Here is a 15363-nt window from a genome sequence, read left to right as displayed (position 1 = left end):
TCCAGGTCAGCGCTTCGGCCACAGCACCCACAGGCTGAGCGGCTGCTTCACGCGCGCCGCCAGCAGGCCGGCTTCATCGCCCGTGCCGGCAAAGTAGTCCGCACGCACCGCGCCGACGATGGCACTGCCCGTGTCCTGCGCCAGCACCAGCCGCTGCAGCGGCAGCACGCCCGTGCTCGCCAGCCAGACCGGCGTGCCGTAGGGAATGCTCTGCGGGTCCACCGCGATGGAGCGGCCCGGCGTCAACGGCACGCCCTGCGCACCGCGCGGCCCGAACGCCGCATCGAGATCGGACAACGCCTCTTCACGGAAGAACACGTAGCGCGGATTGCTCCACAGCAACTCGTTCACGCGCTGCGGGTTCTGCGCAGCCCAGGCCTTGGTTGCGTCGGGCCAGGGGTTGATGCGGGTGACGCCTTGCGACAGCAGCCACTGGTTGACGCTGCGGTAAGGCTGCTCGTTCGAGCCGGCGAACGCCACGCGCACGAAGCGCGTCGAACCGTCGGCTTCACGCACGCGCAGCCGGCCGGAGCCCTGGATCTGCAACACGAGCGCATCGATGGGGTCGGCCAGATAGGCGATCTCGCGGCCCTGGAGCGCCGCACGCGCCTGCGGCAACGTGTCGATTTCCTGCCGCGTGTACCAGGGCTTGCGTGACGCAAGGCCGGCGGGCGTCCGGTACAGCGGCGCGCTGAATCCGGCCACTGGCTGCCGGCTCGCTTCGAGCACCGGCTCGTAATAGCTCGTGAGCAAGCCGTCGCTGGCGCCCTGCAGCGGCTCGACACGGTAGGGCTGAAGACGCCGCACCATCCAGGCGCGCTGCTCGTCGCCTTCGCCGATGGCCAGCTGGCGGATTTCGGGGCACAGCGAAGCAAACGCAGGCGGGGGGCGTTCGCAGCTTTTCAGCCACGCGTTCCAGGCCTCGTGCAACGCATCGTCCGGAAAGCCGGGGAGCTCGGCCCAGCGCACCGGCACCCAGCGGCTCTTGCCTTGTGTGATGGCGGGCGGCAGCGCGGCGGTGTCGCCGGGCACATCCGCGCGGGACGACGGGACCGGTGTCGTGGACGCCGAAGGCCCCGCGACGGGGATATCCCCGCGCGGCGCAGGGGCGGGACCCGAGGCGCAGCCGGCGAGCATTCCTACAATCGCGCCACTGAGCAGCCACTGGTGGAGTTGATTCATGGGCATGGGACTGATTTTGCTTGAAGCCTTGGGCGCGCTGGTGCTGCTCGTGTTCATCGTCTGGTGGACGATGTTCTCCGGTCGCAAAGGCGGCGAGCTGCCGACGCAGTCCGATGACAGCGACAACCAGGACCGCAAGCAGCCCTGAAAAAGCCGGCGCAAGCGAGAACTACTGCACACGCAGCACAAGGCATTCGCGTCTTTTACATCGCGACACATCGAGGCCGCAGCGTCATTTCCATAATGCCCCGGTCGGGCGGCCTTCGCCGCCTGTGATGATCGAGGAGATCCCTATGAAGAAAACTGTCCTGACCCTGGCCGTCGTTGCCGTGCTCGCAGCCGGCTGCGCCGACATGAGCGACACACAACGCCGCACGGCCACCGGCGCCGGCATCGGTGCCGTCGCAGGCGCGGTACTCGGCTCCGCCACCGGCGGCAAGGCCGGCACAGGCGCCGCAGTGGGCGCTGCAGCTGGTGCACTTGGCGGCTACGTGTGGTCACAGCACATGGAAAAGCAGAAGCGCGAAATGGAAGCCGCCACGCGCGGCACGGGCGTCGGCGTCACGCAGACAGCAGACAACCAGCTCAAGCTGGACATCCCGAGCGACATTTCCTTCGACGTGGGCCGCTCGGCCGTGAAGTCGAACTTCATGCCCGTTCTCGATCAATTCGCCACCGGCGTGCGCGGCAACGCCAACACCGACGTCCGCATCGTCGGCCATACCGACAGCACGGGCTCTGCGGCCATCAACAACCCGCTGTCGGTGGACCGCGCTGCCAGCACGCGCGACTACCTGGTGATGCGTGGCGTGCCCGCCTCGCGCATCGCCATCGACGGCAAGGGCGCGACCCAGCCGATCGCCAGCAACGACACCACCGAGGGCCGCGCCAGGAACCGTCGCGTGGAAATCTTCGTGGGCGAGCGCAGCCCCGGCTGACGCCGGATTCGCTCTAGGGGCCGAGCAGGCCCCGGAGCAGGTTGGCCAGTTCGACGGCCGACTTCACTTCCATCTTGTCGAACACGCGCGAACGGTGGACCTCCACCGTTCGCACGCTGATGTCCAGCTCATCCGCGATCAGCTTGTTGGGCAGACCCTCCACCACCAGGCGCATCACGTCGCGCTCGCGATCGGTCAGTTCGGTCATGCGCGCCTGCAGCTGCGTCTGCTGCCCGCGTGCAGCCAGCAGACCGGACGAATGCCGCAGCGCCTGCTCGATGCGGTCCACCAGCGCGTTGTCCGAGAACGGCTTCTCGCAGAAATCGAATGCGCCGCGCTTCACCGCGTCCACCGCCGTCGGCACATCGGCATGGCCGGTGAGGAAGATCACCGGCAGCGTCTGCGCGATGCCCTGTTCGGCCAGTCTCTCGAAGAGGACGAGCCCGCTCATGCCAGGCATGCGCACATCCAGCAGCAGGCAACCGGGCCGCTGCAGCGCGCCCGTGTCTGAAGACAGGCGGCGCTCGAACGCTTCGGCACTGTCGAAGGTCTCGCTCACCAGATGACGCGAACGCAGCAGCCAGGCCAGCGCTTCGCGCACACCGGCGTCGTCGTCGACGATGAAGATGGTGGCGTCCAGGACGGGTTGCATGGCGTGGTGTGGATCAGGTGGTCTGTTCGGTTTCGGGCAGGGGCTCGGGTACGACGATGATGTGCACCGGCAGCGTGAAGCGGAAGATCGTACCCTGCGGCTGGTTCGGCTCGTGCACGAGCACGCCGCCGTGCTGCTCCACCACCGTGCGGCACATGCTCAGGCCCAGGCCCATGCCCTCCTCGCGCGTGGTGAAGAACGGCGTGAAGAGGCGCTCGGCCACATCGTCGGCGATGCCGCGGCCCCGGTCCGCCACCGAGAAGTCGAGCCACCGCCCACCCTGCGCTGCGCTCATGCGCTGCACACGCAGCAGCAACTCGCGCTGGTGCACCTGCGGGTGGTCCATGGCCTGCATCGCGTTGCGCGCGAGGTTCAGCAGCACCTGTTCGACCATCGTGCGGTCGCACAACACGGCGGGAAGGCCTGCCTCGATCTGCACGTGCACGCGCATCTGCAGCTTGCGCGCCTGCAGGCTCACCAGCGGCATGATCGCGTCGATCAGCGCCTGCGGCGCCACTGGCTCGCGCGCATGCTCGCGACGGCGCACGAAGTCGTGCACGCTCTTGATGACCTTGCCCGCGCGCTCGGCCTGCTCGGCAATGCGGCGGATGGCCTGGCCGATATTGGTGGTATCCCCACCGCTGTCCTTGAGCAGGTTCATCGAACCCGTTGCATAGCTGGCGATGGCGGCCAGCGGCTGGTTGAGCTCGTGGCTGAGCAGCGAGGCCATCTCGCCCACCGTGGCCAGTCGCGCCGTGGCCTGCAGGCGCTCCTGCGTGGCGCGCGAGAACTCTTCCACGCGGCGCTGCTCGCTCACATCGAGGATCGCGCCCATCCATCCTGTCTGCACGCCGGCTGCGTTGATCAGCGGTGCCTCGAAGATGAGCACCGGGAAACGCTCGCCGTTCTTGCGCATGAAGATGGATTCCGCCTCCACGCGCGGCGGCGAATCGCCGGCCATGCGCATCACCTGCCGTTCGCTGTATTCCGTCACTTTCTCGGGCGGCCAGTAGGGCGCAGGAATGGCCTGGCCGATGAGCTCCTTCGCCTCGTAGCCCACCATGTGGCAGAACGCCGGGTTCACGTAGCTGATGCGGCCTTCGAGGTCGCGCGCGCGCAGGCCGGTGACGAGCGAGTCCTCCATCGCCTTGCGGAAGGCCAGTGCCTCGGCGAGATCGTTCTCGGCGCGCATGCGCCGCCGCATGTCCTTGGCCAGCAGGATCAGCACCGAGACCAACGCGATCGACATGCCGGTGACCAGCGCCGTCAGCACGTTGGGGAACAGGTCGGGCGCGCTGCGCCAGCCATCGATGCGCAGCACCAGCGTGTTGCCCGGCAGGTCGAGCAATTGCTGCGCGGTGAACACGCGGTTGCCGCGCCGGGCCGAGCCGTGCATGGCCAGGCGCGTGCCATCCGCCTCGGTGAACGACACTTCCTGGCTGCGCGTGAGCGGCTTGCTGATCATTTCGGTCAGCACATCCTGCAGGGAATAGGTGGCGATGAGGAAGCCGCCGCTGCGGCCGGCCTGCATCAGCGGCAGGCACAGGTCCATCACCTCCAGGCCCTGGCCGTCGTGCTGCGGCAGGAAATAGCTCGTCGAGTACGAAGGCCCTGCCAGCTTCAGTGCAGACGCACAGGTCAGCGCCACTTCCTGCTGCGTGCTTTCCCGGCTGAGCCGGTCGAAAGGCGCGGGGCGGTAGGGCGTGTCCGCGTGACTGAGCAGCCTCAGGTTGCTGTCACGCCATTCGACGCGCAGCCATTCGCGACGTTCGCGCAACGTGGTCGACGCCGTGATCTCCCACTCGCCCGGGGTGGCGTGCGACGAATGCAGGGCCTGCAGGCTCTGCACGTTGCGTGACAGCGCGGTGCGCAATTCGACGACTGCATCGGCGGTGTCGCGGTCCAGCTGCCCCTGCACCTGCGAGACCTCGTGCCGCCCCGCCAGCCAGACCAGCGTGACCAGCATGCCCACCACCAGCACGGCGAGCAGCAGCCACAGCGACCAACGCTGCCACAGCAGACGGGAATGGGGATCGATCGGTCGCACGGAATGGAGATCGGCGGCTTGGAAACTGCAGTTTCAGAGAACGCAATGGCTGAGCGCGGGCAACTGCGTCCGGCACTGCTGCAGGCGCTCCCGGGAGAGTTCTGCCAGCACGACGCCTTCGCCTTCCTCGCGCACCGCCACCACGCTGCCCCAGGGGTCGGCCACGAGGCTGTGTCCCCAGGTACGCCTGCCATTTTCGTGCAAACCGCCCTGTGCGGGGGCAATGACCCACGCCAGGTTCTCCACCGCGCGGGCGCGCAGCAGCACGTCCCAATGGGCGCGACCGGTCGTCTGTGTGAAAGCAGCGGGCACCAGCAGCACATCGGCTCCCTGTCGCGAAAGCGCGCGGTAGAGCTCCGGGAAGCGCAGGTCGTAGCAGACGCTCAGGCCGATGCGCCAGCTGCTGCCGTCGCGCGCAGCCAGATCGAACAGCACGGGCTCGCGGCCGGCCTCGATCACGCGGGCCTCGTCGTAGCTTTCCGTGCCGTTGCTGAAGCGGAAGAGATGGATCTTGTCGTAGCGCGCCACGCATTCGCCGGACGGTGAGAAGACCAAGGTGGTGTTGCGCACGTGCGCGTCGTCCCCGGCCACGAGGGGCAGCGTCCCGCCGACGATCCACAGCTGGAGTTCGCGCGCGGCGTCGGCGAGAAAGCGCTGGATCGGTCCGTCGCCCGGGGTTTCGCGCACGGCGAGCTTGTCGGTATCGCGCATGCCCATGATGCAGAAATATTCGGGCAGTACGGCAAGCTCGGCACCGGCCTGCGCGGCCTCCTGCAGCAACACACGTGCGTGCGCGAGGTTCTCCCCGACACGCGGGCCGGAGACCATCTGGATCGCGGCCACCCTCATTGCAGCACTCCCGGTTTCGTTTCTTCGGCCGCGGTCGCCGGCGAATCGGCCGGCTTCCCGGTCTGGCGGGGCTCCGTTGTGGCCGGCAAGCCCTTCTTCTCGATGCGCGTGATGCGCGGATCTGTCCACGTGCCGTCGATGTGGAATTCCTGTGTGGTCGCCTGGATCAGCGGGCGACGCAACACCCATTGCGCGAGGAAGGTGCCCAGGCCGATGGCCGGGTTGATGGCCGTCGCCACCAGCGACGCCGTACCCGCGTTGATCTCGGGAACGACGACGACGCGGATGTCCTGCGTCTCTGCCGCCAGGCTCGCACGGCCTTCCATCAGCACGGCAGCATTCACGCCCTTCATCTGCAGGTTGTTGGTGGACGCGATGCCCTGGTCGATCTTCACGTCCCCGCGCACGAAGTCGAAACCGAAGCCTTCGCTGAACACGTCGCGGAAGTCGAGCGTCAGCCGGCGCGGCAGGGACTGCAGGCTCAGCACCCCCAGCAGCTTGGCAAGGCCCGGGTCGGCCTTGAGGAACTGGCCTTCTTCCACATTCACATTGAACTGCCCGCTCATGCTCGGGTAGTCCGGGGTCAACGGCGAGCCCAGCCACGCGACCTGGCCTTCCATGCGTCCCTTGCCACGGCGCACCACGTCCTTCATGCCAAAGCGGCCGAGCAGGTCCCCGGCATTGGCGATGTCGAGCCGGAAGTTCATCACCGTGCGCCGGCGCTCGGCTGCGGGCCGGCCGGTGCGCACACTGGAGGGCTGCACGCCCTGCGCGTTGATGGCGGTCCAGTTGCCGGTGGCCGAGAAGATCGCATCCGGCGTAGTGAGGTTGAGCTTGCTCAGACGCCACTCACGCACCGTGCCATCGCGCGGGCCGCCGACGCGATTGACGGCCTCCACCTCCACACGGCCGAGCTTCTTGCCGCGCAACTCGAAGTCATCGACAACGATGTCCAGCGCCGGGATGTTGGCCGGCTGTTCGTTGAGCAAGGCCTCCACATCGCTGGTCGCGCCCTGCGCGATGTTCATGCGTGCGAGCCGCGCATACAGGCGTCCAGGCGTCGCGCCGCTGCCCTGGCGGTATTCGACGTAGCCGTTGAGCTCGTTCGCGTCCAGGTTGGCGCGCCACGTCGTGCCTTCGCGCGATCCGCCGACGACCACGTTGTTGAGCTTGCGCCCTTCAAGGACGAGCTCCCTTGCGCGTACCGCCACCTGCGTGGGCAGATAGCCCTGTGCGGCCTGGCTTTCGGCGGTCGCTGCGGGGGCCGACGCGGTGTTGATGCTCGCGCCAGCTGCCTTCGACAGCGCATCCTCCCACGCGTCGATGTCCACGCTCGTGAGGTTGATGTTGGCCAGCACGCCGTCGTCCGGCATGGGCGCGAACTCGTTCGGCGCCAGACCGATGCCAATGCCGCCGCGCAGCACGCGCGTCTGCGCACCGGAGACGTCCCGTACATAGGTGACGTTGGCAACGCGCCCCAGATCCAGCACCAGCTGGTCGAGCAGCGGACCGGAGGTCAACGACTCGCGCACCAGCGTGTTCTCGAAGCGCAACGGCAACGCCGACTCCGCCGTCTTGTTCAGCGGTGCGGGCAGGCTCAGCCCCAGGCCCTGGAGGTTGCTGCTGACCTGCAGCTCCGGCATGCCGCGGCGGAAACCGAGCACGGCGTTGTAGCTCGCGCCGCCACTGGCGTTCTGCGCCAGCCGCGACAGGAAGCCGAGTTCGCGTGCCTGCCGCAGGCCGTCGGCCGTGGCCGTTCCCTGCGCGCGCAACTGCACCACCGATTCCCCCGCGACCATGCGCGAGCCGCCTTCGATCCGCAGGTCGCCGCCCAGCATGCGCGCCTGGCCGTTGCTGACGGTGAACCCGCCTTCGTTGAAACTCACCACGCCGCGCGCACGCGCCAGTTGCGGTGTGTCCGGCGTGAACTGGATGTCGTTGCCCTGCAGCGTGACCGAGCCGCTGACTTTCGACTTGTCGATGGTGTGCACCGGCAGGATGAGGCCGAGCTGCACGTCGGCATTGCCGGTGCCGGTGGACTTGCTGAGCACCCCGCCAGTGAGCGCACCGAGCGGCGAGTTGCCGACGACCTTCAATGCGTCGCCGAGCGGCCCCTTGATCGTGCCGTCCACCTGCACCGTGGTGTTGTGCGAGAGGTCGGGAATGGTGGCGTCCGCCTGTGTGACCTGCAGCGCAGGCGCACCTTGCAGCCGCGCGGTGGCGCCCTTCACGCGCATCGAGAGGCGGTCGAAGACGAGCTCGCCCGACAGCTGGTTCAGCGCGGGCCACTGCAGCGAATCCTTGGGCAGGCTGCTGCGCGGCACATAGGCGAAGTTGACGTTGCGCACCTGCGCCGAGATATGGAAATCACCCTTCTTCGGATCGGCGAAGGGCATGTCGTGCAGGTCCCCCTTCACGCGGAATTTCACATCGCTGGCGGTGCCGGTGGTCACGGCTTCCTGCACGTAGCTGCGCACATCCTTGGGGATGTGTGCCGGCAAGTAGCGGTACACGCGCGTGCCGTCGGCGCGCGACAGGGTGCCCGACAGATCGAGCACTCCGGGAAAGCGCGAGCGCGACGAAGACGTCGCCGCATCGCTCGTGTGCCAGCTGGCGCGCGCTTCCCCCTGTGCGTCCGCGTTGGCGAAGACGAGGTTGCCTACCTGCACGTCGATCTTCGGGCCGTCGAGCTTCCACGTGGCGTTGCCGCTCAACTGATCCACTGGCACCAGCGGGTCTTCGAAAACTCCCGGCAGGTCGAGCGCGCCGCGCGTGATCGACAGCCCCGCCTTGCCGCCGGCCTGCGTGAACTCGAAGTCGATGGTCGCACCGCGTATGCCCGGCGTGCCGGAACCGGTCCGGCTGCTGCTGGCCGCGATCTCGAGCCCCGCGACGCGGCCCTTGGCTTCGTAGCGCGTGGGCGAACCGATCGGGCCCGTCCACGTCGACTGGACCGTTTCGACAAGGCCGCGTGGCGCATGCCGATCCAGCACGTCATGGGCCGCATCGCCCAAGGGCAGTCGATGGGCAATCTGGGCCAGCGCCGCCAGATCCAGCCGGTCCGCGCGGAATTCACCCGAAGGCGTGCCGGCGGCAGGCTCGGTGTAGCGCATGAACACGTTGCCGCCCGGCCAGTGCAGGCCGTCGTCGGCATCGAACTGCAAGCCTGTCGTGGAGAACTCGAAGCCGCCCGGCAGCCTGCGGCCGCCGACGCGCCCGCTGACGGAGCGCAGCATCAGCGGCTGGAGTTCCTTGCCAAGCTGGACATTGACTTGCGCCAGGGCGGCGTCGGCCGTGGCGCCGAGCAGTTCGCCCCGCGCGACGTCCACCCAGACCCGCAGCGCGCCCAGGCCCTCGCGCAGGTCGGCACCGATGTCGGCGTGCCGGCGCAGTTGCGAGACATCCACCCGCGCGAAGTCGGCATGCAGCTGGCCATCCCATTCCTGCCACTGGCCGGCGCGACGCACCAGCAGCGGCTGGCGGAACTGCCCCATCAGCGTGAAGCGGTCGCCCCATTCGACGGGTGGCGTCGCGTCCAGCCGCAAGCTGTGCCGGCGTGCGCTGTTGCGCGCGACAAAGTCCACGTCCGCCAGCGACAGCGTGCCGGCGGCCCGCTGCTCGTCCGTCCAGCGAACGGTACCGCCGCGGATGACGAACTCGGACTGGGAAAAGAACCAGTCCTGTGCCTCGGTGTTGTCGCCGTCGCTGCGCGAGAAATCGAGCCCGGCGATGGTCAGCCGCCCCGCCGCGGTGCGCCGGATGTCCAGTTCGGGCTTGTCTATATAGAGTTGCTCGAAGCCCAGGTGGAGCGCCGAACGGGGAGAGACGGAGGCGAGTACCCGCGGCAGGCGAAGGGCTTCCCGGCCTTCGGGGTCGAGCAGCACGACGTCGTGGAGCTCCACCATGGGGAACAGACTGGACGAGCGGGCCTCGATGGCACCGATGCGCACCGGAACACCGAGCACGCGACTTGCTTGCTTTTCCAGCGTCGGGCGGTACTCGTCGATTCGCGGCACAATCCAGCCGTGCAAAAGACCGAGGGCGAGCCCGAAGAGGAGCCAGGCCGATAGCAGCAGGAAAAGCAGCCATCGCGCCACGGCTGCCGTGATCTTCAGCAGTCGGGTGGGAGCTGGCGCGAGGTGATTCATCGATGAATGCGAAGTGGCAGGAATTATGACTGGCAGCGTGGACACAGGTTCAGCACAGGCCGGTGAAGTTTTGTTACCCCGGGATGGCCAGGCCGCCCCGGCTTCGCTGCTCTCGTCGTATTCGCGTTTCGCCCAGCGTCTGCGCAACCGCTACGCGACCGAATTGGCCCTGCTGCCCGCCGGTGCACCCCTTCGCCCCCACATGCTCCAGGCGTTCAACGCCTTGAGGGCGCGCGGTGCCGACACTGGCGCCGCCCTGCGCATGACGCGCCAGCTGGTGATGGAGCGCCTCATCGCCCTCGACTGCGACGCACAGGCCCCCCTGTCGGACGTGACCACGGCGGTGACGCAACTGGCCGAATTCGCGCTGGACATGGCCTGCGCCAAAGCCGAGGCCGAACTCGACGCACGCCACGGTGCGCCGGTCGGCGTGGACGGAAAACGTGCCCGCCTGTGGATCATCGGCATGGGCAAGCTCGGGGCGCGCGAACTCAACGTCTCCAGCGACATCGACCTGATCTACGTCTACGACCAGGACGGCGAGACCGCCGGGCTGGAAGACGGCCGCGGCCAGATCACCAACCAGGAATACTTCGCCCGCGCCGTCAAGCGCATCTACACACTGGTGGGTGACACCACCGAGCACGGCTTCGTGTTCCGCATGGACCTGGCGCTGCGCCCCAATGGCAACTCCGGGCCGAGCGTGGTGTCGCTCGACGCGCTGGAGGAATACTTCCAGGCGCAGGGCCGCGAGTGGGAGCGCTTCGCCTGGCTCAAGAGCCGCGTGGTCGCACCGCGCCAGTGCGTGCAGGACGCGTCGGCGCAGGCGCTGCGCAGCGTGGTGCTGCCCTTCGTCTTCCGTCGCTACCTCGACTACGGGGTATTCGAGGCCTTGCGTACGCTGCACCGCCAGATCCGCGAGCACGCGACCAAGCGCACCGCCGGCCGGCCCGAACGCGCCAACGACGTGAAGATCTCGCGCGGCGGCATCCGCGAAATCGAATTCACGGTGCAATTGCTGCAGGTGGTGCGCGGTGGCCAGTTCCCCGAGCTGCGCACACGGCCGACGCTCGACGCGTTGCAGCGCGTCGCCGCCGCCGGACTGATGCCGCAGGACACGGCCGACGCACTGGCAAAGGCCTACGAATTCCTGCGTCGCGTGGAGCACCGCATCCAGTACCTGGACGACCAGCAGACGCACGTGCTGCCCACGCAGGACGAAGACCTCGCGTGGATCGCGCACACCATGGGCTATGCGAGTTGCTGCCCTTTCCTGCACGAACTCGACGCGCACCGCGAATTCGTCGCGCAGGAGTTCGACAAGCTGCTGGCGGGCGCGAGCGCGGGCGGCAACTGCAAGAGTTGCGTCGGCCCCAAGGCGAAAGCCGCCGCGCCCGACCTGGACACGCTGCTCGCCGAACTGCCCGAAGGCTTCCGACAGCGCGTGGCCGCGTGGCGCGAACATCCGCGCGTTCTGGCCCTTCGCGAAGACACACGCAACCGGCTGGCGCGGGTGGTCCAGCGTACGGCGCAATGGCTGCGCGAAGGTCGTGTGAGCGAGGAAGCAGCCGTGCGCATCGCCGACTGGATCGAGCCGCTGCTGCGCCGCGAAAGTTATCTCGCGCTGCTGCTGGAGCGGCCTGCGGTGCATGAGCGCCTGCTGCGCCTGCTGGGCGCGGCGAAGTGGCCCGCGCGATATCTGCTGCGGCATCCGGGCGTGATCGACGAACTCGCCAGCGACGCGCTGTTGTCCGAACGCTTCAATGCCGCCGAATTCGAAGGCGAACTCGCCGCACGCCGTGCCGCGCTGGTGCGCACCGGTGAAGACGACGACGAGGCGCTGCTGAACCTGCTGCGCCGCGCGCACCATGCCGAAATGTTCCGCACGCTCGCGCGTGACGTCGAAGGCCGCCTGACCGTGGAGCAGGTCGCCGACGACCTCTCTGCGCTGGCCGACAGTGTGCTGCGCGTCACGGCGCAGTGGTGCTGGGAACGCCTGAAGAACCGCCACCGCGAGACGCCGCAGTTCGCCATCATCGGCTACGGCAAGCTCGGCGGAAAAGAGCTGAGCTACGGCAGCGACCTGGACATCGTGTTCGTGCACGACGACCCGGATGAGGGCGCGGCCGACACCTACGCAGCCTTCGTGCGCAAGCTGATCAACTGGCTCACGGTGAAGACCGGCGAAGGCGACCTGTTCGAGATCGACACCGCGCTGCGCCCCAACGGCAACTCGGGCCTGCTCATCACCACGTTCTCGGCGTACGCCGACTACCAGCAGCAGCGCGGCAGCAACACCGCGTGGACCTGGGAACACCAGGCGATGACGCGCGCGCGCTTCGTGCTCGGCGAAGAAGCCCTGCGCGCGCGTTTCGACGCGGTTCGCGAAGCCGTGATCACCGCGCCGCGCGATGCCGACGCACTGCGTGCCGAGATCGTCGCGATGCGCGAGAAAGTGCGCGCTGCTCACCCCATCAAGGGCGAGAGCACCGGTGAGAAGTTCGATGTGAAGCACAGCCCGGGCGGCATGGTGGATGCGGAGTTCGCCGTGCAATACCTGGTGCTCGCGCAGGCCGCGCAGCACCGCGAGCTGATTCCCAACGTCGGCAACATCGCGCTGCTGCAACGCGCAGAGAGTGCCGGTCTGCTTCCCCCCGGCACCGGGCACGCAGCAGCCAGTGCCTACCGTGCGTTGCGCCGCGTGCAGCACCACGCGCGCCTCAACGAATCGCCCACGCAGGTCGCGCCGGCCAGTGTCGAGGGCGAACGCAGCGCGGTTCTCGCGTTGTGGAATGCGGTGTTCGGCGCCGGTCACGGCTAGAACTTAATTTTTCATTAAACAGCCACGGCACGGGTTTTCCCATGCTGTAATTCTTTGCGCCGGTCCCGGGGCACCCTCGCTGCCTGTGGCGCTGCCCCGTCCTGGCGGACCGCAAGAAAGTACGCATGAAGATTCCCCTGCTCATCGCGGCCTGCCTGCTGGTGGCGGGCTGCGCCACCGGGATGCCCCCCGCATCCGTCACGCCGACGCTCGCATCACAATGGAAGGAACCGCTGCCCCCGGTTCCGCACGGCGGCACGCTCGCCGACCTCTCACGCTGGTGGCAGCAGTACGACGACCCGCTTCTCGTGCGCCTGATCGACGCCGCGCAGGAGGCCAGCCCGACGCTCGCCTCGGCGCGTTCGCAGCTCGAGCAGGCGCGCGCCACGCGTGTCGCTGCCGGCGCTGCACTGCTGCCATCGCTCGACGCATCGGCGAGCGTGTCGCGCGGCTTCTCCGAACAGACGCTCAGCACCGCGACCACGATGCAGGGTGCGTTGCAGGCGTCGTGGGAAATCGACCTGTTCGGCGGCAACCGCGCGCGGCGCGATGCGGCGCAGGCACGCTTCGAGGGCGCGCAGGCGCAGTGGCACGACGCACGGGTGTCGGTGGCGGCCGAAGTCGCCAACCAGTATTTCGCGCTGCGCAGTTGCCGAGACCTGCTGGAAGTGACGCGGCAGGACGCGACTTCGCGCGCCGAGACCGCACGCCTGTCCGGCCTCAGCGCCAATGCCGGTTTCACCGCACCGGCCACCGCCGCGCTGGCACGCGCCAGCAGCGCCGAGGCTGCGGGCCGGCTCACGCAACAGGGTGCACTGTGCGATGTGGACGTGAAAGTGCTGGTTGCCCTCACCGCGATCGATGAAGACGAGCTGCGGCGTGCACTCGACACCACGCCAGCGAACAAGGCCGACCCGGCGGCGATCCGCGTGCCGGCCGTGCCTGCGGGCCTTCTCACGCAGCGGCCCGACCTGCACAGCGCCGCACTGCAGGTGGCATCGGCCAGCGCAGAAGTCGGCGGCGCCCAGGCCGCGCGTTACCCACGCCTCACGCTGAACGGATCGGTCGGCACCCTGGCTTTCCGCACTGGCGGCGCGACCACGGACTTCAACACGTGGTCGATCGGCCCGCTTGCGCTCAGCGTGCCGCTCTTCGACGGGGGCCGCCGCGCCGCCGACGTGGACGCAGCCAAGGCGCGTTACGAAGAAGCCGCCGCGCTCTACCGCGCCCGCGCCCGCCAGGCCGTGAGCGAGGTCGAGCAGGCGCTCGTCAACCTTGCGGCCACGCAGGCGCGCGGTGTCAACGCGCGCACGGCCGTCGATGGTTACCGTGCTTCCTTCAAGGCCACGGAAGATCGCTATCGCGGTGGCCTGGCCAGCCTGGTCGAACTGGAGGATGCGCGCCGCACGGCGCTCGCGGCAGAGACGAACCTCGTCACGCTCGAGCGCGAGCGCAAGGCCGCGTGGATCGCGCTGTACCGCGCCGTGGGTGGTGGGTGGAGCGTGGCAGAGCCCGTCGCGGCCAGGAATCCCTCATGAATCGCACAGACAACGGAAACGACAACATGAACATGACTCCGAAACTCTTCCCGTTCCGCATGACCCGGACTCATGCGGCCGTGCTGGGCGCCCTGCTGGTTCTGGGCACCAGCACGCTCATCGGCGTTCAATCGCGTGCTGCCGACACACCCACCGCCGCTGCGCCGCGGCCCGCGCTCACCATCACCACGGCAAAGCCCGAAACCACCAAGCTGCCCGTGCGGCTGGCCGCCAACGGCAATATCGCCGCGTGGCAGGAAGCCAGCGTCGGCACCGAAGCGAACGGGCTGCGCCTCACCGACGTGCGCGTGAATGTCGGTGACGTGGTGCGCGCCGGTCAGGTGCTGGCCACGTTCGCCCCCGAGACCATCCAGGCCGACGTGGGCCAGGCCCGCGCGGGCCTGATGGAAGCCGAAGCCAATGCCGCCGACGCCACGGCCAACGCCGACCGCGCGCGCGGGCTGCAGCAATCCGGCGCGTTGAGCGCACAGCAGATCAACCAGTACCTCACCGCCGAGCAGACCGCACGTGCGCGCGTGGAGGCCGCACGCGCCACACTGGCTGCGCAGCAACTGCGCATGAAGAACACGCAGGTGCTCGCGCCGGACAGCGGCGTCATCTCCGCACGCAGCGCCACCGTCGGTGCGGTGCTGCCTGCGGGCACGGAACTGTTCCGCATGATCCGCCAGGGCAGGCTGGAGTGGCGCGGCGAAGTGACGTCCGCCGAACTCGGCCGCATCCCGCCCGGCACGACGGTCACCGTCACCATCGCGAGCGGCGCGCAGGTGAAGGGCAAGGTCCGCATGATCGCGCCGACGGTGGACCCGCAGACGCGCAACGCGCTCGTCTACGTGGACCTCGCGCCCAACGTGCAGGCGCGCGCCGGCATGTTCGCGCGTGGCGAGTTCGACCTGGGCGCGAGCGATGCACTCACCGTTCCGCAGCAGGCCGTGGTGGTGCGTGATGCGTTCAGCTATGTGTTCCGCCTCGGCGAAGGCCAGCGCGTGAGCCAGGTCAAGGTGGACACGGGCCGGCGCATCGGTGACCGCGTGGAAATCCTGCGTGGCGTGGATGCCGGCGCGACAGTCGCGGTGAATGGCGCGGGCTTCCTGAACGACGGCGACGTGGTGCGCGTGACGACCGGTGCCGCACCGGCGGCCGGCAACACGCCCGCGAAGAAATGAGGGC

The 15363-nt window shown here is 68.5% G+C and carries 10 protein-coding genes; 5 read left to right on the top strand and 5 right to left on the bottom strand.

Features of this window, described 5'->3' with window-relative positions; all coding sequences use genetic code 11:
* Nucleotides 1-6: 6 nt before the first annotated feature.
* Entirely contained in the window at nucleotides 7-1239 is a 1233-nt protein-coding gene (locus ACO2Q9_RS15580) for a murein transglycosylase A (protein WP_423312719.1), read from the bottom strand.
* On the opposite strand from ACO2Q9_RS15580, the gene ACO2Q9_RS15575 reads away from it, so the two are divergent.
* Complete coding sequence (locus tag ACO2Q9_RS15575; protein WP_423312718.1) at nucleotides 1187-1330, top strand: hypothetical protein; 144 nt, start codon at nucleotides 1187-1189, stop codon at nucleotides 1328-1330. The two genes, ACO2Q9_RS15580 and ACO2Q9_RS15575, sit on opposite strands and share 53 nt — an antisense overlap.
* 145 nt (nucleotides 1331-1475) lie before the next feature.
* Nucleotides 1476-2120 (top strand): OmpA family protein, encoded by a 645-nt coding sequence (locus ACO2Q9_RS15570; protein WP_423312717.1) that lies wholly within the window; start codon nucleotides 1476-1478, stop codon nucleotides 2118-2120.
* A 13-nt stretch (nucleotides 2121-2133) separates the two neighbouring features.
* Here the strand turns inward: ACO2Q9_RS15570 and ACO2Q9_RS15565 are convergent, their stop codons facing one another.
* From ACO2Q9_RS15565 to ACO2Q9_RS15550, 4 genes are read right to left on the bottom strand one after another with little or no spacing between them, the layout of a single operon-like run.
* Nucleotides 2134-2772, bottom strand: coding sequence for a response regulator transcription factor (locus ACO2Q9_RS15565; protein ID WP_423312716.1), 639 nt, complete (start codon nucleotides 2770-2772; stop codon nucleotides 2134-2136).
* Between the two features lie 13 nt (nucleotides 2773-2785).
* Nucleotides 2786-4819 (bottom strand): sensor histidine kinase, encoded by a 2034-nt coding sequence (locus ACO2Q9_RS15560; RefSeq protein ID WP_423312715.1) that lies wholly within the window; start codon nucleotides 4817-4819, stop codon nucleotides 2786-2788.
* Between the two features lie 33 nt (nucleotides 4820-4852).
* Nucleotides 4853-5668: a carbon-nitrogen hydrolase family protein gene (locus tag ACO2Q9_RS15555; RefSeq protein ID WP_423312714.1), complete on the bottom strand. Its 816-nt coding sequence runs from the start codon at nucleotides 5666-5668 to the stop codon at nucleotides 4853-4855.
* Nucleotides 5665-9816, bottom strand: a complete 4152-nt coding sequence (locus ACO2Q9_RS15550) for a YhdP family protein (RefSeq protein ID WP_423312713.1) — start codon at nucleotides 9814-9816, stop codon at nucleotides 5665-5667. The genes ACO2Q9_RS15555 and ACO2Q9_RS15550 overlap by 4 nt, the downstream gene beginning before the upstream one ends.
* Nucleotides 9817-9841: 25 nt before the next feature.
* Between ACO2Q9_RS15550 and glnE the strand changes: the two genes are divergently transcribed.
* The 3 genes from glnE to ACO2Q9_RS15535 all read left to right on the top strand — a co-directional run bounded on the left by glnE (nucleotide 9842) and on the right by ACO2Q9_RS15535 (nucleotide 15359).
* Nucleotides 9842-12637, top strand: a complete 2796-nt coding sequence (glnE, locus tag ACO2Q9_RS15545) for a bifunctional [glutamate--ammonia ligase]-adenylyl-L-tyrosine phosphorylase/[glutamate--ammonia-ligase] adenylyltransferase (protein WP_423312712.1) — start codon at nucleotides 9842-9844, stop codon at nucleotides 12635-12637.
* Between the two features lie 125 nt (nucleotides 12638-12762).
* Nucleotides 12763-14175, top strand: a complete 1413-nt coding sequence (locus tag ACO2Q9_RS15540; RefSeq protein WP_423312711.1) for an efflux transporter outer membrane subunit — start codon at nucleotides 12763-12765, stop codon at nucleotides 14173-14175.
* A 32-nt stretch (nucleotides 14176-14207) separates the two neighbouring features.
* Complete coding sequence (locus ACO2Q9_RS15535) at nucleotides 14208-15359, top strand: efflux RND transporter periplasmic adaptor subunit (RefSeq protein ID WP_423312883.1); 1152 nt, start codon at nucleotides 14208-14210, stop codon at nucleotides 15357-15359.
* Nucleotides 15360-15363 lie beyond the last annotated feature (4 nt).

Source organism: Variovorax sp. VNK109, from assembly GCF_049445855.1.
GTDB lineage: Bacteria > Pseudomonadota > Gammaproteobacteria > Burkholderiales > Burkholderiaceae_C > JAGOCV01.
The sequence above is the reverse complement of the archived record's forward strand: the minus strand, read 5'-3'. Positions and strand labels throughout refer to the sequence as shown.